This is a genomic window from Streptomyces sp. AHU1 (assembly GCF_045343905.1).
GTDB lineage: Bacteria > Actinomycetota > Actinomycetes > Streptomycetales > Streptomycetaceae > Streptomyces > Streptomyces triticiradicis.
This window is the reverse complement of the sequence record NZ_CP174283.1, coordinates 8,227,923-8,251,396: the sequence shown is the minus strand read 5'-3', so window position 1 is coordinate 8,251,396 and position 23,474 is coordinate 8,227,923. Positions and strand designations below refer to the sequence as shown.

Annotated in this window: 23 protein-coding genes and 1 pseudogene; 15 read left to right on the top strand and 9 right to left on the bottom strand. The window is 72.1% G+C overall.

The annotated features are described in order from the left end of the window. The first annotated feature begins 129 nt into the window (after positions 1–129). Together ACICHK_RS36420 and ACICHK_RS36415 are read left to right on the top strand one after the other, a co-directional pair. Entirely contained in the window at positions 130–2,373 is a 2,244-nt protein-coding gene (locus ACICHK_RS36420) for an MMPL family transporter (protein WP_406840270.1), read from the top strand. A gap of 77 nt (positions 2,374–2,450) precedes the next feature. Continuing rightward, positions 2,451–3,008: a GNAT family N-acetyltransferase gene (locus tag ACICHK_RS36415; protein WP_406840269.1), complete on the top strand. Its 558-nt coding sequence runs from the start codon at positions 2,451–2,453 to the stop codon at positions 3,006–3,008. Here ACICHK_RS36415 and ACICHK_RS36410 read toward each other — a convergent pair. Then, complete coding sequence (locus tag ACICHK_RS36410) at positions 2,969–3,205, bottom strand: DUF6296 family protein (protein ID WP_151471792.1); 237 nt, start codon at positions 3,203–3,205, stop codon at positions 2,969–2,971. The two genes, ACICHK_RS36415 and ACICHK_RS36410, sit on opposite strands and share 40 nt — an antisense overlap. 188 nt (positions 3,206–3,393) lie before the next feature. Here ACICHK_RS36410 and ACICHK_RS36405 point away from each other — a divergent pair, with 188 nt between their 5' ends. Next, the gene (locus ACICHK_RS36405) at positions 3,394–6,123 is read left to right on the top strand and encodes a SpoIIE family protein phosphatase (protein WP_406840268.1); all 2,730 of its coding nucleotides are present in this window, start codon (positions 3,394–3,396) and stop codon (positions 6,121–6,123) included. 131 nt (positions 6,124–6,254) lie between these two features. Here the strand turns inward: ACICHK_RS36405 and ACICHK_RS36400 are convergent, their stop codons facing one another. Beyond that, a complete protein-coding gene (locus ACICHK_RS36400; protein ID WP_151471790.1) occupies positions 6,255–7,892 on the bottom strand; it encodes an MFS transporter in 1,638 nt (545 codons plus the stop codon). Positions 7,893–8,186: 294 nt separating this feature from the next. Between ACICHK_RS36400 and ACICHK_RS36395 the strand changes: the two genes are divergently transcribed. Next, positions 8,187–9,026: an NAD-dependent epimerase/dehydratase family protein gene (locus ACICHK_RS36395; protein WP_406840267.1), complete on the top strand. Its 840-nt coding sequence runs from the start codon at positions 8,187–8,189 to the stop codon at positions 9,024–9,026. Between the two features lie 489 nt (positions 9,027–9,515). Next, positions 9,516–9,740, top strand: a complete 225-nt coding sequence (locus ACICHK_RS36390; RefSeq protein ID WP_406840266.1) for a cold-shock protein — start codon at positions 9,516–9,518, stop codon at positions 9,738–9,740. 32 nt (positions 9,741–9,772) lie between these two features. Here the strand turns inward: ACICHK_RS36390 and ACICHK_RS36385 are convergent. Beyond that, positions 9,773–10,036, bottom strand: a pseudogene (locus tag ACICHK_RS36385) (ABC transporter permease); the annotation flags it as partial. Positions 10,037–10,251: 215 nt separating this feature from the next. Between ACICHK_RS36385 and ACICHK_RS36380 the strand changes: the two are divergent. Continuing rightward, a complete protein-coding gene (locus ACICHK_RS36380) occupies positions 10,252–10,629 on the top strand; it encodes an STAS domain-containing protein (RefSeq protein ID WP_151471786.1) in 378 nt (125 codons plus the stop codon). Between the two features lie 53 nt (positions 10,630–10,682). On the opposite strand, the gene ACICHK_RS36375 is transcribed toward ACICHK_RS36380, so the two are convergent. Next, positions 10,683–11,114, bottom strand: coding sequence for a MarR family winged helix-turn-helix transcriptional regulator (locus ACICHK_RS36375; protein WP_406840265.1), 432 nt, complete (start codon positions 11,112–11,114; stop codon positions 10,683–10,685). A gap of 213 nt (positions 11,115–11,327) precedes the next feature. Between ACICHK_RS36375 and ACICHK_RS36370 the strand changes: the two genes are divergently transcribed. Next, positions 11,328–12,515 carry a PP2C family protein-serine/threonine phosphatase gene (locus ACICHK_RS36370; RefSeq protein ID WP_406840264.1) on the top strand — a complete coding sequence of 396 codons (1,188 nt, stop codon included), beginning with the start codon at positions 11,328–11,330 and terminating at the stop codon, positions 12,513–12,515. A gap of 133 nt (positions 12,516–12,648) precedes the next feature. Here ACICHK_RS36370 and ACICHK_RS36365 read toward each other — a convergent pair whose 3' ends face one another. Next, a complete protein-coding gene (locus tag ACICHK_RS36365; protein WP_406840263.1) occupies positions 12,649–13,059 on the bottom strand; it encodes an ATP-binding protein in 411 nt (136 codons plus the stop codon). A gap of 462 nt (positions 13,060–13,521) precedes the next feature. Here ACICHK_RS36365 and ACICHK_RS36360 point away from each other — a divergent pair, with 462 nt between their 5' ends. Next, positions 13,522–14,736: a phospholipase D-like domain-containing protein gene (locus ACICHK_RS36360; protein ID WP_406840262.1), complete on the top strand. Its 1,215-nt coding sequence runs from the start codon at positions 13,522–13,524 to the stop codon at positions 14,734–14,736. 88 nt (positions 14,737–14,824) lie between these two features. Here ACICHK_RS36360 and ACICHK_RS36355 read toward each other — a convergent pair whose 3' ends face one another. After that, complete coding sequence (locus ACICHK_RS36355) at positions 14,825–15,529, bottom strand: GAF and ANTAR domain-containing protein (protein WP_406840261.1); 705 nt, start codon at positions 15,527–15,529, stop codon at positions 14,825–14,827. 259 nt (positions 15,530–15,788) lie between these two features. Between ACICHK_RS36355 and ACICHK_RS36350 the strand changes: the two genes are divergently transcribed. The 7 genes from ACICHK_RS36350 (at position 15,789) to ACICHK_RS36320 (ending at position 20,019) form a co-directional block, all read left to right on the top strand. Further along, complete coding sequence (locus ACICHK_RS36350; protein WP_406840260.1) at positions 15,789–16,049, top strand: WhiB family transcriptional regulator; 261 nt, start codon at positions 15,789–15,791, stop codon at positions 16,047–16,049. A 135-nt stretch (positions 16,050–16,184) separates the two neighbouring features. Further along, positions 16,185–16,595 carry an ATP-binding protein gene (locus ACICHK_RS36345; RefSeq protein WP_406841414.1) on the top strand — a complete coding sequence of 137 codons (411 nt, stop codon included), beginning with the start codon at positions 16,185–16,187 and terminating at the stop codon, positions 16,593–16,595. A 109-nt stretch (positions 16,596–16,704) separates the two neighbouring features. Beyond that, positions 16,705–17,010, top strand: coding sequence for a hypothetical protein (locus ACICHK_RS36340; protein WP_225860709.1), 306 nt, complete (start codon positions 16,705–16,707; stop codon positions 17,008–17,010). 169 nt (positions 17,011–17,179) lie between these two features. Continuing rightward, the gene (locus ACICHK_RS36335; RefSeq protein WP_406841413.1) at positions 17,180–17,581 is read left to right on the top strand and encodes a hypothetical protein; all 402 of its coding nucleotides are present in this window, start codon (positions 17,180–17,182) and stop codon (positions 17,579–17,581) included. A gap of 305 nt (positions 17,582–17,886) precedes the next feature. Next, the gene (locus ACICHK_RS36330; protein ID WP_151471777.1) at positions 17,887–18,267 is read left to right on the top strand and encodes a MauE/DoxX family redox-associated membrane protein; all 381 of its coding nucleotides are present in this window, start codon (positions 17,887–17,889) and stop codon (positions 18,265–18,267) included. Then, positions 18,264–18,731, top strand: coding sequence for a peroxiredoxin (locus ACICHK_RS36325; protein WP_406840259.1), 468 nt, complete (start codon positions 18,264–18,266; stop codon positions 18,729–18,731). Before ACICHK_RS36330 ends, ACICHK_RS36325 begins: the two co-directional genes overlap by 4 nt. A gap of 340 nt (positions 18,732–19,071) precedes the next feature. Continuing rightward, the gene (locus tag ACICHK_RS36320) at positions 19,072–20,019 is read left to right on the top strand and encodes a TauD/TfdA dioxygenase family protein (protein ID WP_406840258.1); all 948 of its coding nucleotides are present in this window, start codon (positions 19,072–19,074) and stop codon (positions 20,017–20,019) included. 276 nt (positions 20,020–20,295) lie between these two features. On the opposite strand, the gene ACICHK_RS36315 is transcribed toward ACICHK_RS36320, so the two are convergent. The 3 genes from ACICHK_RS36315 to ACICHK_RS36305 form a co-directional block, all read right to left on the bottom strand. Beyond that, a complete protein-coding gene (locus ACICHK_RS36315; protein WP_406840257.1) occupies positions 20,296–21,768 on the bottom strand; it encodes an FAD-binding protein in 1,473 nt (490 codons plus the stop codon). A 173-nt stretch (positions 21,769–21,941) separates the two neighbouring features. Further along, a complete protein-coding gene (locus ACICHK_RS36310) occupies positions 21,942–23,135 on the bottom strand; it encodes a flotillin family protein (protein WP_406840256.1) in 1,194 nt (397 codons plus the stop codon). An 11-nt stretch (positions 23,136–23,146) separates the two neighbouring features. Next, positions 23,147–23,398, bottom strand: coding sequence for a hypothetical protein (locus ACICHK_RS36305; protein WP_151471773.1), 252 nt, complete (start codon positions 23,396–23,398; stop codon positions 23,147–23,149). Positions 23,399–23,474: the final 76 nt, after the last annotated feature.

Below are 23,474 nucleotides of genomic sequence, written 5' to 3'. Positions count from 1 at the left end.
CACCGGCCGGATCGACAGGTCGCGGACCGCCGCACGGCGAAGAGGCGCCGCGGTTCCCGCCGGGCCGCGATGATCGTCGCATCGTTTAATGACGAAGTCGGAGGAATTGTCCTCGAGCAGGAGCTGCCCATGTCGGCGACACGAGCCCCTTCAGCCAGCGGGCGGACCAGGCCCGGGGTACTGCAGCGGCTGGGCGAGTGGTGTGCCCGCCACTTCGTGATCGTCATCGTGGCGTGGCTGGTCGCGCTCGGCGTGCTCCAAGGACTGAACCACTCGTTCGGCGGACAGTACTCGGACAACTTCTCCCTGCCGGGCGTGCAGTCCACCGAAGGGCTGAACGTGCTCAAGGAGCACGATCCGGCCGCAGGCGGCTACAGCAGCCAGATCGTGATGCGCGACACGCAGAAGCCGCTGACCGAGCTGAGTTCCCAGATGAGCCAGACCGTCGACTCCCTGGAGAAGCTGCCGCACGTCCTGTCGGCGCAGAACCCGCTGCCGCCGCCCGGGTCCCAGCCGCCCTCGGGACAGTCCCAGCAGCAGAACGTCGGACCGCTGTCCAGCGACGGGAAGACCGGCTACATCACCGTCCGCTTCGACGAGCAGCCCTCGACCCTCGGCGACGAATACCTCCACGGGGTGGACAGCGCCGTCCAGCCGCTGCGGTCCGCGGGGGTCGACGTCGAGTACGGCGGTCCGCTGGGCGAACTGGCCAGACCCGCGGCGAACGACAGGATCAGCGAGCTGATCGGGTTCGCGGTGGCGATCGTCGTCCTGCTCGTCGGGTTCGGCAGCGTCATCGCGGCGGGTCTGCCGCTGGTGACCGCCCTGGTCAGCGTGGTGGGCGGCCTGGCCATCCTCGGCCTGGTCGCCGCCGCGACCACCTTCGCTACGGTGTCGCCGACGCTCGCCACCATGATCGGTCTGGGTGTCGGCATCGACTACGCCCTGTTCCTGCTCACGCGGCACCGGCAGAACCTCATCAACGGCGCCGATCCGGTGCGGGCCGCGGGCCGGGCCACCACCACCAGTGGACGGGCCGTCCTGGTCTCGGGCTGCACCGTGATCATCGCCCTGGCCGGGCTGTCCGTCTCCGGTGTCTCGTTCATCAGCAAACTCGGCCTCGCCGCGGCCATCACGGTCGTCTCGGCGGTGACCGGCGCGCTGACCCTCGTACCCGCCCTGCTCGGGCTCATCGGCACGCGCATCGACCGCTACCACGTGCGCACCCCGATCGCGGAGACGAACGCCGAGCCCGGGGCGCCCGTCACCGGCACCTGGCACCGCTACGCGCAGCGCGTCGAGCGGCGCCCCTGGTGGTTCCTGACCGGCGGCCTCCTCACGGTGCTCATCCTGGCCATCCCCGTGTTCACCATCCAGCTCGGGCACATCGGTGACGGCGCCGACCCCACGTCGTTCACGGACCGGCGGGCGTTCGACATCATGTCGGACTCCTTCGGTCCCGGCTCCAACGGTCCGCTGACCGTCGTCATCGACCAGACGGACGTACCCTCCGACAAGCGCTCCTCGCTGGCCTCGCAGGCGCAGAAGACCATCGACGGGGTCCAGGGAGCGGCCGTGGTCACGCCGCTGACCGCCACCAAGGACGAGGACGTGCTGGTGGGCACCGTCTACTCCAAGGTGTCCCCGCAGAACCAGGACACCACGGACCTGACGAACCGCCTGGTGGACGACACCCTGCCGCAGGCCGTGAAGGGGACCTCCGCCAAGGGCTACGTCACGGGCACCACGGCCGCCCAGGTCGACTTCCGCAACATCGTCTCGAGCCGGCTGCCGCTCATCATCGCGGTGGTGGTCGGGCTCGCCTTCATCATCATCCTGATCGTCTTCCGCGGTCTCCTCGTCGCGCTGAAGGCGGCGATCCTCAACGTGCTGTCCATCGCCGCCTCCTACGGTGTCGTCGTCGCCGTCTTCCAGTGGGGCTGGGGCGGCCCGGCGCTCGGGGTGTCGGGCAAGGTGCCCATCGAGAGCTACGTGCCGATGATGATGTTCGCGATCATCTTCGGACTCAGCATGGACTACGAGATCTTCCTGCTGTCGCGGGTCCACGAGTTCTGGCTGCGCAGCGGGGACGCCAAGGCGAGCGTCGCGCACGCCCTGGAGATCACCGCCCGGGTGATCACCTGCGCGGCCCTGATCATGATGAGCGTCTTCGCCGCGTTCATCGTCAGCGACAACATCGTGGTCAAGATGCTCGGCCTCGGACTCGCGGTGAGCGTGCTGATCGACGCGACGGTCGTACGGCTCCTGATGGTCCCGGCGGTGATGACCCTGCTCGGGGCCCGTGCCTGGTGGTCACCGCGCTGGCTGGACCGGATCCTCCCGCACATCGACCCCGAGGGCGATCACCCCTAGGCCCTGTCGTCGGCAGCCTCCCGGCGCCCGGGGGAAAACCGCGTGCCCCGGAGCCCGCGGGTACCTAGCATGACGTGATGCCCCGGATCGAGCGTCTCCATGCCGACCACGCGCCCGCGCTGCTCGCGTTCGAGCGGGAGAACCGCGCCTACTTCGCCGCGACGATCCCCGACCGCGGCGACACCTTCTTCGACCGGTTCGACGCCCTCCTGGGCGAGCGTCTGGACGAACAGGCCGCGGGGCTGGCCCACTTCCATCTCGTGGTGGACGACGACGGCACGGTGCTCGCCCGCGTCAACCTGGTCGACGTGGCGCACGGTTCGGCCGACCTCGGATACCGCGTCGCCGAGCGGGCGGCGGGCCGGGGCCTCGCCACGGCCGCCGTACAGGAGGTGTGCGCCCTGGCGGCGAGCGCGTACGGTCTGCGTCTCCTGCGCGCCGCCGCGACCACCGACAACGCCGCGTCCCGGAAGGTCCTGGCCCGCGCCGGGTTCCTCGTCACGGGCCGTACGGAGCTGAACGGACGCCCGGCCCTCCGCTTCGCACGCGAACTGCCGGCCGCGGGCGCCGTGCCCGCGGCCGGGCGCTCGGGCCGTCAGGAAAGCGGTTCGACGGCCGGGTTGATCGGCGACTGATAGGCACCGCTGGCCAGCATGCGGACCTCGCCCGCCGGGCTGATCTCCGCGCGCAGGATGCCGGTGGGATCGCTGTACACCGGGTGGCCGCCCGGTCCGTTGGCGCTCGTCCGTTCCACGACCACCTCGTCCGTCACCATGCGCGCGTCCGGGCCGGGATGGGTGAAGGTCAGCCGGTAGCGGTCCGCGGTCTTCATCAGGGCCTCCACGCCGAATCGGCAAATAAGGGTAATAAGGACTGTGTCCCCATCATGCGGCCATGTACCCGTGAGCCGCTCCGTCCGCGCCGGGCGGACCCGCCGAGCGGTGCCCGCACCCGGGCGGCGACCCGTCACTGTCCGTCACGCCTCTCGCCACAGGACGCCGGGCAGTGTAGACATGGCTCATGGTCGGACTATTGGGTCGAACCCGGGCTCAGTCGCCCCGCCGCCCCAGTACAGCGCACCATGAGCGTGGGCCGCACGACGGCAAGCACAGGCACGGCCCGTCCAACGGGCTACGCTCCGCCATCGGCGGGCGCAGTGTCGCCGGACAGGTGTTCGTCCTGCAAGTGGTGATCGTGCTGCTCCTGGTCGTCGCCGCGGTGGTCGCGCTGATCCTCCAGGTGCGGCACGACAGCACGCAGGAAGCCCGCAACCGCTCGCTCGCCGTCGCGGAGACCTTCGCCAACGCGCCGGGCACGCGCGCGGCCCTCGACGCCCCCCACCCCACGGCCCTGCTGCAGCCCAGCGCGGAAGCCGCCCGCAAGGCGTCGGACGTGGACTTCATCGTCGTGATGAACACCGACGCGATCCGCTACACCCACCCCAAGCCCGACCGGATCGGCAAGAAGTTCATCGGGACCACCGCACCGGTCCTGGCCGGCCACTCCGTCACCGAGAAGGTCGACGGAACGCTCGGGCCGCTGGTGCAGGCCACCGTCCCGGTCGAGGCTCCCGACGGCAGGGTCGTCGGCATGGTGTCGGCCGGCATCACCACGAAGAACGTCGGCGGCGCCGCCGACCACCAGCTCCCGCTCCTGCTGGGCACCGCCGCGGTGGCCCTCGCCCTCGCGACCACGAGCACCGCGCTGGTGAGCCGGCGCCTGCTGCGCCAGACACACGGCCTCGGCCCGTACGAGATGACCCGCATGTACGAGCACCACGACGCCGTGCTGCACTCCGTCCGGGAAGGAGTGATCATCGTCGGCGCGGAGGGGGAGCTGCTCCTGGCCAACGACGAGGCGAACCGCCTGCTCGGCCTGCCCGCCGACGCCGAGGGACAGCACGTGCAGCGGCTCGGCCTGGACCCGGGCACCGCCGAACTGCTGGCCTCCGGGCGCGTCGCCACCGACGAGGTGCACCTCGTCGGTGAGCAGCTCCTCGCGGTCAACCAGCGGCCCACGCACCTGCGCGGCGGACCGGTCGGCAGCGTCGCCACGCTCCGTGACTCCACGGAACTGCGGGCGCTCTCCGGCCGCGCGGACATCGCCCGCGAACGGCTCGGACTCCTCTACGACGCCGGAGTGCGCATCGGCACGAGCCTGGACGTCACCACGACGGCCGAGGAGCTGACGGCGGTCACGGTTCCCCGGTTCGCCGACTTCGTCACCGTGGACCTGGCCGACGCCGTGCTGAACGGGCAGGAGCCGGACGCGGGCACCGGCCTGCGCCGCACCGCCTACGGCGGCATCCGCGAGGACGCGCCGCTCTATCCGGTCGGCGAGCACATCGGCTTCATCCCCTCCTCGCCCCAGGCCCACAGTCTGCGCACCGGGAAGGCGGTGGTCGAGCCCGATCTCGGCGGGGCCCCGGGCTGGCTGGCCCAGGACCCGCAGCGCACCGCACGGGTCGTCGACTACGGAATCCACTCCCTCATCACCGTCCCCCTGCGCGTCGGCCCGCGGGTCATGGGCGTGGTCAACTTCTGGCGCTCCGAGAAGCCCGGTCCCTTCGACGGGGACGACCTCGCCCTCGCCGAGGAACTGGTCGCCCGCGCGGCGGTCTCCATCGACAACGCGCGCCGCTACACGCGCGAACACACGATGGCCGTGACCCTGCAGCGGAGTCTGCTGCCGCGCACGCTCCCCGACCAGAACGCCCTCGACCTCGCCTACCGCTATCTGCCGGCACAGGCGGGGGTGGGCGGCGACTGGTTCGACGTGCTGCCGCTGCCCGGCGCCCGGGTCGCGGTCGTCGTCGGCGATGTCGTCGGCCACGGACTGCTGGCCGCCGCGACGATGGGCCGGCTGCGCACGGCGGTGCACAACTTCTCCGCGCTCGACCTGCCACCCGACGAACTGCTCGCGCTCCTGGACGAACTGGTCGGGCGCATCGACCAGGACGAGCTCCCGGAGGACAGGGCCGCCGTCACGGGCGCCACCTGCGTGTACGCCGTCTACGATCCGACGACCCGGCGCTGTACCGTCGCCCGCGCCGGACACCCGCCACCGGCGGTGATCCGTCCGGACGGCAGCGTCGAGTTCCCCGACGTACCGGCCGGCCCGCCGCTCGGTCTGGGCGGTCTGCCCTTCGAGACGGCCGAGCTGGAACTGGAGGAGGGCAGCCGGCTGGTGCTCTACACGGACGGCCTGGTCGAGGACCGGAAACGGGACATCGACGTCGGGCTCGAACTGCTGCGCACGGCGCTGGCCGGAGCCGACCGCTCGCCGGAGGACATCTGCCAGGCCGTTCTGAACGCCCTGCTGCCGGCCCGGCCGAGCGACGACATCGCCCTGATCGTGGCACGCACCCGTGTCCTCGACGCCGACCGGATCGCGTCGTGGGACGTGCCGCCCGAACCGGCCGCCGTCGGCGAGGTGCGTGCCTCGGTCAGCCGGCAGCTGGCACGGTGGGGGCTCGACGAGATGGCGTTCACCACGGAGCTGATCCTCAGCGAGCTGGTGACCAACGCGATCCGCTACGGCAACGGGCCCATCGAGGTCCGCATGCTGCTGGACCGGGCGCTGATCTGCGAGGTCTTCGACGGCAGCAGCACCTCACCGCATCTGCGGTACGCGGCGACGACGGACGAGGGAGGGCGCGGGCTGTTCCTGGTCGCCCGGCTCACCGACCGCTGGGGCACCCGCTACACGCCGGGGGGCAAGGTCATCTGGGCGGAACAGCCGCTGCCGTGAGCCCGGCCGGAGCGGCCCGCCGTCCCGGGCGGGCCGCTCGGGACGGGGCACGAGCCGACCGCTCGGGCAGGACGTGCGGGGCACCGGCGCGGGGCGTGCGGGCACCGGCGCGGGTGTGGATGGTCGGATGGTCAGCCGGGAGCGGACGGGCCGTCCCGCCCGTCCGGCTCCCCCCTCGGGGCCGCGCCCGCCGACGCGCCCGCCTCGTCACCGGCCCCGTCCACGGGTGTCATCGCGGCGGCGCCTCCCTGGAGCCGCTCCAGGTCGGAGGGGCGCACCTGGATGACGATCAGGGCGACCAGCGCGGCGACGACCGCGAAGGCCGCGGCGGCGACGAACGCCCCCGTGATGCCGGACGTCAGCACCTCGTTGCTCCAGGGCGCCGGCAGCTGTCCCGTCCTGCGGAACTGCAGTTGCTGTGCCGGGGTCGCGGTCGACAGGAAGTTCTTGACCTGGTCCGTCGCCTCGTTGCGGCTGGCGGTGCCGAAGACCGTGACCAGCACCGACAGGCCGAGGGATCCGCCGACCTGCTGGGTGGCGTTGAGGATGCCGGAGGCGGCGCCCGTGTCCCTGGGCTGCACTCCCGACACCGCCATCAGGGTCAGCGACACGAACTGCAGGCCCATGCCGAAGCCGAAGACGAGGGTGGGGCCGAGGATGCTGCCGAGATAGGTGCTGTCGACGTTCGTCAGCGTCAGCCAGCCCAGGCCCAGCGCGGCCAGGATCGCGCCCACGACCATGAACGGTTTGGGGCCCCATCTGGGCAGGAAGTTGGACGCGACTCCCGCGCCGATCGCGATGATCACGCTCACCGGAAGGAAGGCGAAACCGGCCTTGAGCGGGCTGAAGCCGAGGATGTTCTGCACGAAGAGCGTGAGGAAGAAGAACATCCCGAAGATGGCGGCGGACAGGCTGAGCATCATCGCGTAGACGCCCGAGCGGTTGCGGTCGCGGAACATCCACAGGGGCGTGATGGGCTGTCTCGACCGGCGTTCGACCGCGATGAACGCGATCAGGAACACCAGCGCGGCGCCGAAGGCGGCGAGCGTGAGGGGGTCGCTCCAGCCCTCCTCGGAGGCCCGGATGAAGCCGTAGACCAGCAGCACCATGCCCAGCGTGGAGGTGATGGCACCGAGGAAGTCGAAGTGGCCCGGATGCCGTTCGGACTCCCTGATGTAGCGGGGGGTCGCGAGCACGATCAGCAGGCCGATGGGGACGTTCACGAAGAACACCCAGCGCCAGTCGAGCCATTCGACGAGGACACCGCCCGCGAGCAGACCGATCGCGCTGCCGCCCGCGGAGACGGCGGCGAACACGCCGAACGCCCGGTTGCGCTCGGGGCCTTCACGGAAGGTGGTGGTGATGAGCGACAGGGCGGTGGGTGAGGCGATGGCCCCGCCGACGCCCTGCAGCGAGCGGGCGGCGAGCAACTGCCAGGCCTCCTGGGAGAGTCCGCCGAGCAGGGACGCGAACACGAAGAGCAGCACGCCGAACATGAACATCCGGCGTCTGCCGAGGATGTCGCCGGAGCGTCCGCCGAGCAGCAGCAGACCGCCGAAGGTCAGCGTGTAGGCGTTGATCACCCAGGACAGGTTCTCGGTCGAGAAGCCGAGCGAGGTCTGGATGTGCGGCAGGGCGATGTTCACGATGGTGATGTCGAGGACCACCATCAACTGGCACGAGGCGATGACGAGGAGAGCGATACCACTGCCTCGGCCCCGCTGCGGGGACTCGGCAGACTCGGAGGATGTCACGTGATCGGCCGTCATCGGAGAGGGCCCTGCATCGCGGGTCGGCGGTGAACGCGGACGTTCACTCCATCGACGTTAAGCCTGCCCGCCCCGCCTCACCAATCGATCAACGGACCGGGCCCGGGCGTGCCGGCAACAGGCCGCGCGGGGCGCCGACTTGGTGACCGAACGGATTGACCGGACTGACGGCCCGGGAGGTCGTACGCTCAAGACGGGGATCACACCGTCCCATTCGCCCAGCTCATCCGGCTCGTCCGGCTCGTCCGGCTCGTCCAGGGGAGGGTGTCCGTGCCGCAGTAGTCGGGGCATGTCGTGGTGACCGGGGCCGCGGGACTGGTCGGTTCGGCGATCGTGCGCCGTCTCAGAGCCGCGGGCCACCCGGTCACGGGTGTCGACCGCGTGCCGTCGCCCGACACGTCCGTGGTGGCGGACCTGCGTGATCCCGCCGCGTGGCGCCAGGCACTGTCCGGGGCCGGTGCCGTCGTCCACACGGCGGCTCTGCACGCACCGCACGTCGGAGTACGCCCGGACGACGAGTTCCGCGAGATCAACGTCGGGGCGACCCGGGACCTGCTGGACGCGGCGGCCGCGGCAGGGGTGCGCCGTTTCGTGTACACGAGCTCGACCTCGGTGTACGGGCACGCCCTGGAACCGATGGACGAGGCGGTCTGGGTCACCGAGGACGTCCCCTGCCGACCGCGCGACATCTACGACGAGACGAAACTCGCGGCCGAACGCCTGGTGCTCTCCGCGGCGGACACGATGAGCACGGTGTGTCTGCGCATCGCCCGGTGCTTCCCCGAACCGCCGCCGGTCCGGGCCCGGCACCGGCTCCACCGGGGTGTGGACATCGCCGACGTGGCCGAGGCCCATCTGCTCGCGGTCCGCGGCGCCCAGGAGGCGGCCGGAGTACTGAACATCGCGGGCCCGTACCCGTGGCGGGCCGAGGACAGGAAACAGCTGTGGCACGATCCGGCCGCGCTCATCACGTGGCGCCTCCCCGAAGTGGCGACAGGTTTCGGCCGGCTCGGATGGGCGTTGCCGATGTCGATCGACCGGGTGTACGTGTCGGCACGGGCCGGCGCGGTGCTCGGCTACCGGCCCCGTCACGGGGTGACGGCGCTGCTGACCGAGGCCCGCACGGACGGCTGACCACGCTTGCGGAACGAGCCTGCTGTCCGTGTCCGCGTCGGGAGAGGGACAGGCACGAGCGGCGACGCTGTGGGGTGGCGCGTCGACGGTGGGCGCCACGGCCGGACCGCTGCCCGACGGTCCGCTGGTCGACGGCACGGGGGGCAGGTCCTGTTCCTGATCGATGCCGGCATCGCGCTCGCCCTCGTACCGGTCACGCTGAAGGGCGTCGCCGGATCACGCGATCCGGATCGCAGCCGCTCGATCCGCTTCGCGGGGATCATGCTGATCGCCGCCGTGCTCACCCCGGCGCTGCTCGCGCTCGGCGAGGGTCCACATGGGGCTGGACGTCGGCCGCGGTGCCGGATGCTTCGCACTGACCGTGGTGTCCTGCGTGGCGTTCGTCGCGGTGGAGCGGCGGGCCGAGGCACCGCTGGCCGACCCGCAACTACCGAGTCGAGGCTCGAAAAGCGTTTCGCCGACGCGGAGGAGGCCCGTAGGGTGCCACCCATGGTGATCGCGACCGTCCGTGAGTGGAGCGACGAAGAGGGGTGGGGCGTGCTCGACTCCCCCGAGACTCCCGGCGGCTGCTTCGGCCATTACTCCGACATCCAGGAGCCCGGCTTCCGCACGCTGTCGCCCGGACAGCGGGTGGACCTCACCTGGGAGGCCCCCGGCTTCAAGCAGGACGGGTACGACTACCGAGCGGTGAGCATCGTGCCCCGGCCCGCCTGACACCCGCTCCGGTCCCGGGCCCGGTCGCCGTCTCACCTGGCCGGCCGGCCCAGCAGCGACGAGGCGGACAGGACACCGAGAGCCGCGGCCACGGCCAGGACTCCGTAGCCGAGGGGCAGGTGAGCCGGCGTACCGAGCAACAGGCCGCGCAGGGCGTCGACCTGGTAACTGAGCGGGTTGACCAGACTGACGGCCTGGGGCCGGCCGGGCATGACGGCAACCGGGTAGAGGGCGTTGGAGCCGAAGAACAGCGGCATGGTGATGGCCTGTCCGGTGCCCATCAGGCGGTTCCGGGTGAACGTCTCGCTGCCGTTCGCCGTCGCTTCCGGCGAGCGGGGCTCCCCCGTCAGCGGTCTCCGCGCCGACCGCGTGGGCCCAGGGCGGCGTCCGGTCGGGCACGGCGGCGAAACCCAAGGTGTGCATCTCGATCCGGGGGGTAACCGTTGACCTGCTCACCGGTGTGCCCCAGCGCCGGGTGGATCCCGACGTCAGTTCCAACTTGGAGGTAACCGTGCCGGCCGAACAAGCTCCTGTGTCCATCGACGCGACCTTGTACGGCGAGGGCATCGCCCTGGTCACCGTCGCCGGGGAACTGGACGTCGAGACAGCCCCCGAGCTGCACAACCGACTGGCCGACCAGGTGCGCGGCGGCCGGCGGCACCTGCTGCTCGACCTGTCCGCGGTCCCCTTCATGGACTCCTCCGGCATCAACGCCCTGCTCAAGGCCCATGACACCGCCGGCCGGGCGGGCGGCGGCGTGTGCCTCGTGTCCCCGGCGCCGGCCGTCCGGCGCGTCCTGGATCTCACGGGCGTCAGTCTCGCCATCACGTCGGTGGACGATGTCGACGCCGCGCTGGTCCACATAGGCGAAGGGACGGCCCGGCACTAGGCGAAGGGACGGCCCGGCACCAGGGAAAGGGCCGGTCCGGGCGGCCGTACCGTTCAGGCCGAGCGGACGTCCGTCGTGCCGCCCTCGTGGAGCTGCGCCGCCGCTGTCGCGCAGAAGGCCGCGAGCCCCTCCACGAGCGCCGCCCGCCCGGCGGGCGGCATCTGAGCGAGGACCGTCTCCACGGCGTGCTCGCGCCGTGAGCGCAGCTCCGTGAGGAAGGTCCGGCCCTGGGGGCTCAGGAACAGCCGCAGCTCCCGGCGGCTGGTGGCGCCCGGTGCCCGTTCGACGAACCCCACGGCCTGCAGCCGGTCACAGAGCCTGCTGGTCGAGGGAGGAGTGGAGCCGAGCGCGTCGGCCAGGGTCCTCAGGTTGATGCCCTCGTCGTGCTCCAGGATGAACAGCACCCGCAGCTGGGAGGCGGAGACCGGAGCCGTCGAGGCACGGCCCCAGAGGATCTCCAGCAGCTCGGCCGCCTCGGCGGTCACGCGAGCCACCTCACTGCGGTGCGGACGCGGGCCGGAGGAAGTCACCGTCCAACTCTCCCAGCCTTCGCGGGCACTGTCAGCCCGTCGCCACGACGAAATGAACAAAATGGTGGATAGCGGCACTCGTGTGCGAGAGCCGCCTCACTGAACTCACCGAACTCACCCGACTCATCCGACTCAGCCGACTCACCGAAGATTGGTCTGCCCGACATCGTGAACAGATTCGTGGCCGCGGAGCGCGCCTTGCGCACCGCGGCGCCCCACCAGCTGCTGGACGCGGTCCGTGGCGTGCTGTGCGACCACTACGCGGCCCGTTCCGTCGAACTCTTCATGGCCGACTACGGGCTCACCGTGCTGCAGCCCGTCTCGGTGCTCCCGCACACCCTGGAACCCGTTCCGGTGCACACCAGCCCCGAGGGCCGGGCCTTCGGGTCCCAGGAACCCTTCGTCGAGGAACGCGGCGACGAGGGCGTACGAGCGCACTTCCCGGTGACGGTGCGCGGTGACCGGCTCGGCGTCCTGTCCGTCGTCCTGCCCCCCGAGGCCTGTGGGGCGAAGACGCTCGCCGAGCTCGCCGACATCGCGGAGGTCCTCGGCCACGAGGTGATCGTGGCCGAACGCGACACCGACCTGTACCTCCGGGCGCGCCGCAAGGACCGGCTGACGCTGGCCGCGGAGATGCAGTGGCAGCTGCTGCCCGGCCGCTCCTGTTCCCGGCCCGAGTACGAGCTCGGCGCCCAGCTGGAGCCCGCTTACGCGATCTTCGGCGACAACTTCGACTGGTCGGCCGACGCCGACCGGCTGTCCCTCTACGTCACGAACGGGATGGGCGAGGGCATCGAGGCGTCGCTGCTGACCAATCTCGGTGTCAACGCCCTGCGCAACGCGCGCCGGGCCGGCATCCCCCTCCAGGACCAGGCGGCCCTCGCCGATCAGGCGATCTACGCCCAGTACCGCGGCGAGCGCCATCTGTCCGTGCTCATGCTCGACTTCGAGCTGTCCACCGGCCGGATGCGAGTGATCGACGCGGGATCGCCCCGGATGCTGCGGCTGCGCGGCCGGACCGTCGAACACGTCGGCTTCGAGGCCCAGTTGCCCCTCGGCATGTTCGAGGAGACCGACTACCTCGTGCAGGAGTTCCAGGCGGAACCCGGCGACCGGTTCCTCTTCGTGAGCGACGGCGTCCACGCCGTCGCCGGGCCGGGCGGGGAGGAGTACGGGGAGAGGGCCCTGGACAGGGCGATCGGATCCACCCGGCTGCTGCCCGCGACGGAGGTGCCCCGCGCCGTGCTGAGGGAGCTGACCGGCCACCGGGCCGGGACCCGGCCGGAGGACGACGCCCTCGTGGTGTGCCTCGACTGGCACGGCCCGGCGGGCACCGGGGGCCAGGCGGACCGATAGCCCGATGCCTCGGCGGCCCGGCGGGCGCCCGCCCGCCGGGCCCGTCAGCGGCAGCGGGGCCCGTCAGCGGCAGCGGGACTCCTCGGCATCAGCGTGGCTCCTCGGCGGCAGGGCTCGTCGGTGGTGGAGCTCGTCAGAAGCTCACGACCGCGTGGACCGTCTTGCCGTCGGGGCGGGACAGCACGGTCAGCTCGGAGGACAGCCGGCGCACCAGCGGCCAGCCGAAGCCGCCCCGGCCGGTCAGATCGAGGTTCCTGGGACGCGGCGGTTCGGGGTCGTCGTCGGAGACCGCGATGCCCACTCCGTGGCCCATGTCCTCCAGGTCCAGACTGCACAGCCGACCGCGCGCGTGTCGCACCACGTTCGTCACGAGCTCCGAGACCACGAGCGTGACCGCCTCGGCGGTCTCCCGCGGTACAGCGCGCGGCAGACCGCCGAGGAACGTGCGCGCCATCCGCCGGGCGTGCACGGCGGCCTGCGAATCCCGCTCCAGCCTCGCGCCGAGACCGGGGCCGAACGCGCGGGGCGGTTCGACGGTGGTCATGCCTTTGCCTCCCTTGCCGTACCTCCCGTCCGTTCACCGCGCAGCGGCTCGGCTCCGTGCAGGTCCACAGTGCCGGACAGGCTGTCTCCTCTTCTTCCCGGACCGCCGGAGGCCATGTCACGGGTTCCCCACCTTCACTCCCCGCCCACAGGAGCCCTGTCCGGGCGACGCCGAGGAGTCCGGCTGCCGCCCTCCCGTCGGCGGCGGCGGCCGAAGTCCGGGGGACTGTCCCGGCGGATCGGGGGCACCAGACACGCGTCCCGGGCGCCCGCGGGTGTCTCGGCGACATCGCTCCCGTGACGGTCGTACGGGGCCGGGCGACCCCGGAGCCGGCACGGTCGAGCGGCCGGGGTGGTGGCCCTCGCCGGGCAGGGGACGGCGGGGCCACCACCCCGGCACCACTCCTCCTCGTCCGCGCGGGGCGGCGAGGCGGATCACGGCACGGACAACAGGAGACGGCGGATGTCCAGGACGATCACGGCACCAGTCGAGGCGAGCGGAGCGGTCGACCCGGCGGAGGCGCGACGCCGCAAGCAGCGGTTCCGCAGACGCCTGGAACGGCTCCTCGGGATCGCCGCCACCGAGGGGAACGAGCTGGTCCCCCTGCGCAACGGCGACCGGATCTTCGCCGCGATGCTCGACGCGATACGGTCCGCCGAGCACACCGTCGACATGATGACCTTCGTCTACTGGCGCGGGCAGATAGCCCGCGACTTCGCGGCCGCGCTCGCCGACCGGGCGCGGGCGGGTGTCAGGGTGCGGCTCCTGCTGGACGGCTTCGGCGCGAAGCGGATCGAGGAGGACCTGCTGCGGTCCATGACCTCCGCGGGCGTGCAGGTCGCGTGGTTCCGCAAACCGCTGTGGCTCTCCCCCCTGAAGCAGAACCACCGCTGCCACCGCAAGGCGCTCGTCGTCGACGAGCACACCGCGTTCACCGGGGGCGTGGGCATCGCCGAGGAATGGTGCGGGGACGCCCGCGGCCCCGCCGAGTGGCGGGACACCCACGTCAAGGTGCGGGGGCCCGCCGTGGACGGCATAGCCGCCGCGTTCGCCCAGAACTGGGCGGAGTGCCACGACGAGCTCTTCGACGACCGGGACCGCTTCACCGGACACGGTCAGCCGGGCACGGCGACCGTGCAGGTGGTGCGGGGCTCCGCCAGTTTCGGCTGGCAGGACATGCAGACCCTCATCCGCGTGATGCTCACGTCCGCCGAGGAACGCTTCCGCCTCTCCACCGCCTACTTCGCCCCCGACGTCTACTTCGTGGACCTGCTGTGCGCGACGGCGCGCCGCGGTGTGCGGGTGGAGATCCTGCTGCCCGGTCCGTACACCGACCAGCGGGCCTGTCAGCTCGCCGGCCAGAACCACTACGGCGCGCTGCTGGCCGCCGGTGTCGAGATACGCCAGTACCAGCCGACCATGCTCCACACCAAGATCATGACGGTGGACGGGGTGGCTTCCCTCATCGGTTCCAGCAACTTCAACCGCCGCTCCATGGAGCACGACGAGGAGGTCATGCTGGCCGTCCTCGACGAGTCGTTCACCGCGGCCCTCGACCGGGACTTCGACGAGGACCGGGAGCGCGCGGTGGGCATCGACCCGGCACGCTGGCGGCGCAGGCCGTCGGTCCAGCGCGCCAAGGAACTGGCCGTCACACCGCTGCGCCGCTTCCTCTAGTCCGGTGGCCCGGTCGGCGGTCCCGCCCCGCCGGCCCGGCCGGGCCCCCGCCGGTCCGGCCGTGCCCGCGGCGGGACCGGCGGAACGGTCAGCGGGGCCGCTCGCCGGTCTCGCAGACCTTGCGGGCGATCTCCCGCAATTTGATGTTGTGGTCCTGGGACGCCTTCTTCAGCACGGCGAAGGCGTCCTCCTCGCCGAGACCGTGGCGCTCCATGAGGATGCCCATGGCCTCACCGATCTCGTGGCGGGTCTCCAGGGCGTCGCCGAGCTGCTGGTGCGTCCGGGCCGAGGACAGGGCGACCGCGGCGTGCGACGCGAGCACCCAGCCGGCGCGCTGGGCCGATTCGTCGAACATGTCCGGGCGGCGCGAGTACAGGTTGAGGGCGCCGAGTTCGTCGTCCTCGGTGTACAGCAGGAAGCCCATCATGCTGCCCATGCCCAGCTTCCTCAGCTCGGGCGCGAAGCGAGCCCACTTCTCGTGCGGCCGGCGCAGGTCCTCGATGGCGTACAGCTGCTCCCGGTCGGTCACCGCGTCGAAGCACGGCCCCTCCCGCAGGTCCTGCTGGATCCGGTCCGCCCTGCGCACGACGTCGCTGGTCGCGGCCAGCGCTCTGACCTCACCGCGGCGGACCGTGAGGATGCCCCCCTCGTCGCAGCCGTTGATCAGTACCGTCGCGTGTTCCACGATCCGGTCCAGCGTGGCCTGCACCGAGTCCTGGGCCAGCAGGTCGCGCGCCATGTCCGCCAGGGCGACGGCAAACTTCTCCCAGACCTCGCCGGACTCCTGCGCCATGGACCATCCGTTCATCCGTCGAAACGAAACCAGCCTTCACCCGGGGTCCCATTTTGCCATCCCGGTGCACCCCCGCCGAGGCGATCGGGTGACGCCTGTTCCTCTCCTTCCGGGGGAGCTCCCGCCCTGCGGCGCGCGGCCGCTCCGGTTTCCACCGGTTCTTTGCACGACTCACCTGTTTCATCCGGCGGATCAAGGGTGACCCGAGAAGGGACCGAAATTCCCGAGGACGCGTCCGACCCGATCGCAGGAGGCTCGCATGGAGAACTGGCGCGACAGCGCGTCTTGCCGCACCGTTGACCCCGATCTGTTCTTCCCCATCGGCAGCACCGGTCCCGCGCTGCTGCAGATCCAGGAGGCGAAGGCGGTCTGCGCGGGCTGCCCGGTCCGTGAGGAGTGCCTGCGCTGGGCCCTGGACACGGGCCAGACCGTCGGCGTCTGGGGCGGTACGAGTGAGGCGGAGCGGCGTGCGCTGGCACGGCGGCGATCGCGTCGGCGCCCTCAGGACTCTTCCGCGTAGGCAGGACGGAAGCATCACCGGGCCTCGCCGTGGAGCCCGGTCCGGGAGCAGGCGACCGGGTCGCGAAGCGGCGGGAGGCATCCCGCCGACGAGATCCGAACGAAGGGCACGATGGAGATCGATCCGAGCCGGAACATGAGGCCGTCGTCCGAGGAGTTCGGGACGCTCACGAGCGCGTTCGGCGGAGAACTGCGCAACGTGACCGACGCTCGGCTGGCCGCGGACGGTTATCTTCGCGTTCTCGCGCGAACGACACCGCCCTCGGCCGCCGAACACTGGGACGACATCCTGCTGGTGGTCACCGAACTCGCCGCGAACACGATCCAGTACGCTCCCGGCCCCTTCGAGCTCCAGATGCGTCCCACCACCGGCGGTGTGCACGTGATGTTCCACGACAGCAGCACCACCCCGCCCACGCCCCGCCGCTTCCGCCCCTCCCAGGGCGGGGGCGGCATCGGCTGGCACCTCGTCCACGCGCTCTGCGACCAGGTGAGCGTGATCGTGCGGCCCGACGGCAAGGACATCCACGTGTTCCTGCCCTGGTGACGGAACGCCACCCGCGGCCGCGCCGCCGACGCGGAGGTGTCGTTCCGCGCGGCCTGGGCACACGGTTCCGGTGAAGGAAGCCGCCGCGTCGCACGATCGAGGGGGAACGTTGGATCCGGAGCGGGAACCGTCCGAGCGGGAGCACGCCGTGTGGGACCGGGTGCGTCGCACCGCCACCGGGATGGACCATCACCGGGCGAAGGCCGCCCTCGACGAGGCGCGGAAGGCGGCCGAGGAGGGTTCGGCCGACGGCAGGACGACCCCCGACGCGCGGACGGAGCTGGACGAATGGGAACGGATCACCGACGTCCTGGCCGACCACGCCGGCTCGTACGACCCGGCCACGGATCCCTTCGTCCAGGGGCAGCTCACCGCCCGGTCCAACCGCGCGCGGGCATCGGGACGGCACGGCTGAACGCCGGCCGGCCCGCGTTGTCAGTGCCCTGCGGAACAATGCCGGTCAGCCAGAACGTCACCGCCCCGGTGCCGCGTGATCCCGTCCGTCCGTCGAAAGGCCGCCCGCACATGACGCCGACCCCGCACCTCCGTGCCGTGCCGCGAGCGCCGATGGGAGGCCGGTGACCATGCTGCGGCCGCTGTCCCGCGCACGCGCCCCGCTCGGTCCCGAGGGTGCCGAGGTCCTGCGTCTGATCACCCAGCGGCGGTTCCCCGTCCGCCTCACCGTGCACGCGAACGGCCGCCGCCGGTACGGCTATTGGCTTCCGCTCGATCCCGCGACCGGACGCGGCGGCTGCTACGTGGCCCTGCCCACCGGCGAGTGCGACGCGCTGCACGCGGCGGGCCGCATCGTGCTCGGTGATCCGCTCGTCGACCCCGCGAAGACCACGTACACCGTCCGGGCCGCGGCACCCGCCACGGGCCGGGGCGAGGCGGCCGGCCGGAAAGGGACGATCGGCCGGAGCAAGGCGGTCGGCCGGGGCGAGGCGATGGACCCGGGCACCTTTCGGCACGCCCTGACGGCCTGACCGCTCCGCCCCGTCCCGCTGTCCCGCTCCGGGTCGGAGTCCGCCCCGTCCCGCTGTCCCGCTCCGGGTCGGAGTACGGGCCGGCACGGGGTACGGGTCGGCACGGGGTACGGGCGGCGGGAGCGGCCGGGGCGCGTCACTTCCGCGGCCGACCGTGGACCGCGTGCCCGAACCCGGACGTTCGGGCACGCACCGGACTTCGCCCCCGCCCCGGCCCGTGAACAGCACCTCACCGTCATGTCCCGCCCGCACCACGGCCACTTACCCTGCAGTAATATCCGCGGCAGGCTTCCGGAGGAGGAACCGTGCCACGGCCCGAACGATCACCCTTGCTGCTCGCAGGCCTCCTGGCCACCGCGGGCGTCGCCCACTTCGCCGCACCACGGCAGTTCGACGCCACCATCCCGCGCGCCCTTCCGGGAGCACCCAGGACCTGGACGTACGCGAGCGGTGCCGCCGAACTCGCCCTGGCCGCCGGGGTGGCCCTCCCCCGCACACGCCGGGTGGCCGCGCTCGCCACCGCCGCGTTCTTCGTCGGGGTCTTCCCCGCCAACGTCCAGATGGCCGTGGACTGGCGTCGCCGTCCCGCGCCGCTCAGGGCCGCGGCACTCGCCCGGCTCCCGCTCCAGGTGCCGCTCGTACTGTGGGCGCGCGGAGTCGCCCGGTCCGGAAAGGGACAGTCATGACATCTCAGGTGAACGTGGGCGACCAGGTCGAGGACTTCGCGCTGCCGGACGAGACCGGGGTGACGCGGAGCCTGTCCGAGCTGCTGGCCGACGGGCCGGTGGTGCTCTTCTTCTATCCCGCCGCCCTCACCGCCGGCTGCACCGCCGAGGCCTGCCACTTCCGCGATCTGGCCACCGAGTTCACGGCCGCGGGCGCGCGGCTGGTCGGCGTCAGCGGCGACGCGGTCGAACGGCAGCAGGAGTTCGCCGACCGTCACACGCTCGGCTACCCGCTGCTGTCCGACGTCGACGGAACCGTGAGGGAACGATTCGGCGTGAAGCGGGGCTTCACGCTCGCCCCCACGAAGCGGGTCACGTTCGTCATAGGGAAGGACCGCACCGTCCTGGAGGTGGTCCGCAGCGAGCTGCGCATGAGCGTCCACGCCGACCGGGCTCTCGCCGCGCTGCGCGGGCACAAGGGCTGAGACGTCCGGAGCGCGCTCGCGCCCGGTCCCGAACGGAGCGAACGGGCCCCGCCCCTATGCGGATGGAAGGCGGGCCCCGTTCACTGCCCCCCATTCTCGGCACGGGCCGCGTCCGCCGACAGGGAGTGCGCCACAGTGACGTGGGGGACACCGGACACACCCCGTGCGCGCGGCGCGCCTCCCGTGTGCGCCCGCGCCTTCCGTACGCGCCCGGGGCCTCCGCGAGCGCCGGGCCTCCCGGCCCGCGCGCCCGCTTCCGTGCGCGAGGCGGCCTGTCGGGCACTGGGCCGAGCGGTCATGCTGGAGCCGACGAGCCGGACGCACGAGCCACGGAGGCCCCATGACGGACCAGGTCACACCCCTCGAAGTGAGACCGGCGGCGGGGCACATCGGCGCCGAGATCACGGGAGTCGACCTGGCGGGGCCGCTGACGGACGAGGCCGTGGCCGCGATCCGGGCGGCGGTGCTGCGCTGGAAGGTGCTGTTCTTCCGCGGCCAGCGGCTCGACCACGCCGCGCACGTCGCCTTCGCGCGCCGGTTCGGGACACCGGTCCGGCTGCGGTCCCGCGGCAGCGTGTCGCCCGGGGAGTTCCCCGAGGTCGAGACGACGGCCGACCGTCTCGAACTGGGCGGGCGCTACGGCATGGACCACGAGGAGTGGCTGCGCAGGCGCCGTCACTCCCTGCTGCGCGGGTGGCACTGCGACCACGGCGCCCGGGTCGACCCCCCGGCCGCGACGATCCTGCGCGCCGAGACCGTACCCCCGTACGGGGGCGACACGACCTGGTCGAACCTGGCCGCCGCCTACGCGGGCCTGTCGGCTCCCGTGCGCGCCTTCGTCGACACCCTGCGCGCCGAGCACCGGCTCGGGGTCGGGTACCAGAGCCGGCCGGGCGACGACGCGTACCTCCGTCATCTGCTGGACCGTCAGATCGCCACCGACCACCCGCTGGTGCGGGTGCACCCGGAGACGGGCGAGCGGGTGCTGTTCGTCAACGGCTACTACGTCGAGCAGATCCTGGGGGTGTCCCGGCCGGAGAGCCGGGCACTGCTCGACATGCTGCTGGAGCAGGCGACCCGGCCCGAGTACACGGTCCGTTTCCGGTGGGAGCCGGGCAGCGTGGCCTTCTGGGACAACCGGGCCACCGTCCATCTGGCGCCGGGCGACACGGCCCACCTCGACCACCCCCGGGTCATGCACCGGGTGATGCTGGCCGGTGACGTCCCGAGGGGGGTGGACGGCGAGCCGTCGGTGCCGATCGTGGGCAGCGAGCCGGGCCGCTGGTGAGCTAGGGCCTGTCTGACAATTCGCGTCGTCGCCCGGAGGGCGGCCGGGCGGCGTCAGGTGCGTGCTCTGGGGGTACCCCCTGCTCGAAGAGCTTGGGGGAGTGCCGGCCCCAGGCCTGCGTACTGGATGTACTCGGGTCTGGGGCCGGTGCGGCGAGTGGGGGTGCCCCCTGCTCGAAGAGCTCGGGGGAGCGTGCATGGCGTCGCATGGCAGACGGGAATTGTCAGACAGGCCCTAGGGCCGGGACGGGGGCGGACCGCGAACGGACCGCCGCCCTCAGAAGACGCCCTGCCCGGGGACCAGGATCCCTCTCGGGTCGTACGTGTGCCGGGCGGTGGCCAGGCGTCGGTAGACGGGCCCGAAGTGCTCGCGCCAGTCCGCCGCGCCGAAGGGGACCGAGCCGACCGGGTAGTGGGTGCCGCCCGCCGCGTGGACGGTGTCGTAGGCGGCCCGGTTGGCCGCGAGGAGCCGGTCGACGGTCGCGGTGTCGTCGGGCGCGGTCGTGCGCAGGACGGCCAGCAGATAGGACACGGGGTCGTCGGGCGTGCGCAGCAACGGGGTGTGCAGGTTCTTCCGCAGCACCGGGTACAGGAGGACGACGCCGGGACCGAGATCGGCCGGGGTGAGGTCCGCCAGCAGGGATTCGGCCAGCGTCGCCGCCGAACGGCCCGGCAGCAGCAGGTTCAGCCAGGGGTGGGCGAAGGCCCACAGGCCCGCTTCCTTGAGTGCGGCGACCGAGGCCGCGAGCCGGTCGAGGAAGTCGTAGTAGCCGAGGTCGCTCGTCCGGGCGCCCGCGGGATCGTGCCGCAGTCCGCGCAGCAGCGCCGTGTCGTCGGGGGCGGGCCCGACGGGCGGACCGTAGGCGACGGCCTCGATGACGTAGCCGCGGAAGGCCCCGTCGGCGTCGGCGCTCACCTGGCCCTCGAGGTAGTCGAAGCGGCCCTCCTGGACCAGCAGCCGCTGGTCGTCCAGGAACGTGCGCAGGTCGTCGTACGGAAGGAGGTATTGGCGTACGGTCCCGGGCGCGGGGACCAGGCGCAGCGTGGCACCGACGATGACCGCGCACTGGCCGAGCCCGGCGAGCACGGCGTGGAACAGGTCGCGGTGACGGGTCGGGGAGCAGCGGACGAGATCGCCCGCGCCGGTGACGACCTGGAGTTCCGTCACGTTGTCGACCTGGGCGCCCTGCTGGTGGGTCTGGCCCCCGATGCCACCGACCGACAGGGTGCCGCCGACGGAGAGTTCGAGGTAGTCGGTGAAGGTGGGCGGGGTGAGTCCGTGCGCCAGGGTCGCCCGGGCGACCTCGCTCCACCGGGCTCCGGCGCCGACGGTGACCGTGGTGCTGCCCGGTCCGACCGGGCCGATGGAGGCGAGCGGTGTGGTCTCGATGACCAGACCCCCGTCGACCTGTGCCTGCCCCTGGGTGGCGTGGCCCTGGCCCCGGGGCGCGACGGACACGCCGTGCTCGTTGCAGAAGCGCACCATGGCGACGACGTCGCGGACCGAGCCCGGCCGCAGCACCGCGGCCGGACGCCGGTGGACGATGTGGCCGAAGTCGTCGGCGTCCGCCGCGAGGGAGGCGTCGTCGGTGTGCACGCTGCCGTCCAGCGGCGGCAGACCGGCGAGCGGCCGCCCGGCGGTGCGGGTCGTGGTGGCCGCCCAGCTCCGGGTGAAGGGATCGAACCCGACGACCGCGACGCCGGCGGCGAGGCCTTGCAGTGCGGTGCGTCGCGAGGGTGTCCGGGGCATGCGCTCCTCCTGGTGCGGCCGCGTCGAGATCAACTGGGGCAGAGTGTAAGGGACTTGAGATCTCCTGGGGCCGATTGACCCGAACGGGGTCGCGGGCGCGCCGTGGCGGGAAACGGCCGCGTCCGCCGTCCCGGGAGGGACGGCGGACGCGGTGGACCGGGAGCCGTGGACCGTCAGCCGGCCGACGGGGCGCCCTTCGGCTCGTCGCCGTCGACGTCGACCGGCGTGCGGCTGTACCCCGGGAGTTCGAGCGGGCCGCTCGCCTTCGCGGCGCCGCCCTCGGAGTTCTGTCCGCCCAGGTTCTGGCGGACCGAGTCGAGGATGGTCAGGCCCTGCGCGACCAGTCCGGCCGCGATCTCGCCGAGGCCGTCGGCGCCGTTGAGGACGTTGACGTTCGCGCCGGCGAGACCGCCGGCCGCCTCCTTGACGATGAGGGGCAGCTGGTCGATCAGCATCCGGTCGAGCGCGACCCGGTCGTGCGAGGCGGCCGCCTCGGCCTGGATCTTCATGCGCTCGGCATCGGCGACGGCGAGCACCTTGATGCGCTCGGCCTCGGCCTCGGCGGGCTTGACGACCTCGGCCACCAGCTGCTCCTGCCGCAGCCGAGCGGCGCGCTGGGCGAGTTCGGTCTGCGCGGCCAGGACCTCCTGCTGGGCGTGGGCCTGGGCGAGCGGGCCCGCCTGGGCGGCCATCGCCTGGGCCCGGTCCACCTCGGCCGAGTACTCCGCCTGCACGATCGCGGTCTGCCGGGCGTACTCGGCCTGGTTGCGCGCCGCCACCTGCTCCGCCTCGACGGAGGCCTGGGTGGCCTGCGCCTGGGCGATCTGGGCCTGGCGCTGGATGGCGGCCTTGTGCGGCGCGGACATCGCGTCGATGTAGCCGGTGTCCCCGTCGTCGATCGACTGGATCTGGAACGAGTCGACGATCAGGCCGATCTTCGCCATCTCCGTCTTCGAGGTGTCGAGGACCTCGGCGGCGAGCTTCTGCCGCTCGGTGACGATCTCCTCGACCGTCATCGAACCGATGATGGCGCGCAGGTGGCCCGCGAAGATCCGGCCCGTCAGAACCGACATCTGCTCCTGGTCGGACAGGAACCGCTGCCCCGCGTTGATGATGCTCTCGGTGTCGTTGCCGACCTTGAAGGCGATCACGGCACGGACGTGCAGCGTGATGCCCTGCTTGGTGACGCAGGTCTCGGTGACCTCCGCCTCGCACATGGACAGCGTCAGGAAGCGGGTCTTGCGGAAGATCGGCAGCACGAACTTGCCGTGCCCCGTCACGACCCGGAACGGCGCGCCCCCCAGTCCCCGCCTGCCGCCCGAGATCAACATCGCCTCGTCGGGGGCGGGCACGCGATAACCGAACATGCTTCTCCTTCTCAACCGGCGCCGACGGCGTCGCCGTCCAGCGCGTCCAGCGGATCGGCCCACGCGATGACGTCAACCGTGCGACACCCCCGGGACTCGATCACCAGCACGGTCGCCCCCTTGGGCAGGGGCTCCCGGGACCAGGCGAGGAAGGTCTCGGATCCGCCTCTCACGCGCACCAGGATCTCGCCGGGACCGGCGGCTCCCCGGGTGCCGATGAGCAGTTCCCCCGTGCAGCCGATCACGGCTTCGTCCTGCACCACAGTCGGCCACCCCCCATCACTCTGAATCTGCCCCTGACCTTAGACCCAGCCCTTTCGGGCCGTACACGCCCCCCGT

Bases quoted from the DNA above. Each gene is read 5' to 3' on its own strand.
- ACICHK_RS36420 (WP_406840270.1), top strand. From the start codon at position 130: ATGTCGGCGACACGAGCCCCTTCAGCCAGCGGGCGGACCAGGCCCGGG.
- ACICHK_RS36415 (WP_406840269.1), top strand. From the start codon at position 2,451: ATGCCCCGGATCGAGCGTCTCCATGCCGACCACGCGCCCGCGCTGCTC.
- ACICHK_RS36410 (WP_151471792.1), bottom strand. From the start codon at position 3,205: ATGAAGACCGCGGACCGCTACCGGCTGACCTTCACCCATCCCGGCCCG.
- ACICHK_RS36405 (WP_406840268.1), top strand. From the start codon at position 3,394: ATGGTCGGACTATTGGGTCGAACCCGGGCTCAGTCGCCCCGCCGCCCC.
- ACICHK_RS36400 (WP_151471790.1), bottom strand. From the start codon at position 7,892: ATGACGGCCGATCACGTGACATCCTCCGAGTCTGCCGAGTCCCCGCAG.
- ACICHK_RS36390 (WP_406840266.1), top strand. From the start codon at position 9,516: ATGGTGATCGCGACCGTCCGTGAGTGGAGCGACGAAGAGGGGTGGGGC.
- ACICHK_RS36365 (WP_406840263.1), bottom strand. From the start codon at position 13,059: ATGACCACCGTCGAACCGCCCCGCGCGTTCGGCCCCGGTCTCGGCGCG.
- ACICHK_RS36360 (WP_406840262.1), top strand. From the start codon at position 13,522: ATGTCCAGGACGATCACGGCACCAGTCGAGGCGAGCGGAGCGGTCGAC.
- ACICHK_RS36355 (WP_406840261.1), bottom strand. From the start codon at position 15,529: ATGGCGCAGGAGTCCGGCGAGGTCTGGGAGAAGTTTGCCGTCGCCCTG.
- ACICHK_RS36350 (WP_406840260.1), top strand. From the start codon at position 15,789: ATGGAGAACTGGCGCGACAGCGCGTCTTGCCGCACCGTTGACCCCGAT.
- ACICHK_RS36345 (WP_406841414.1), top strand. From the start codon at position 16,185: ATGAGGCCGTCGTCCGAGGAGTTCGGGACGCTCACGAGCGCGTTCGGC.
- ACICHK_RS36335 (WP_406841413.1), top strand. From the start codon at position 17,180: ATGCTGCGGCCGCTGTCCCGCGCACGCGCCCCGCTCGGTCCCGAGGGT.
- ACICHK_RS36325 (WP_406840259.1), top strand. From the start codon at position 18,264: ATGACATCTCAGGTGAACGTGGGCGACCAGGTCGAGGACTTCGCGCTG.
- ACICHK_RS36320 (WP_406840258.1), top strand. From the start codon at position 19,072: ATGACGGACCAGGTCACACCCCTCGAAGTGAGACCGGCGGCGGGGCAC.
- ACICHK_RS36315 (WP_406840257.1), bottom strand. From the start codon at position 21,768: ATGCCCCGGACACCCTCGCGACGCACCGCACTGCAAGGCCTCGCCGCC.
- ACICHK_RS36310 (WP_406840256.1), bottom strand. From the start codon at position 23,135: ATGTTCGGTTATCGCGTGCCCGCCCCCGACGAGGCGATGTTGATCTCG.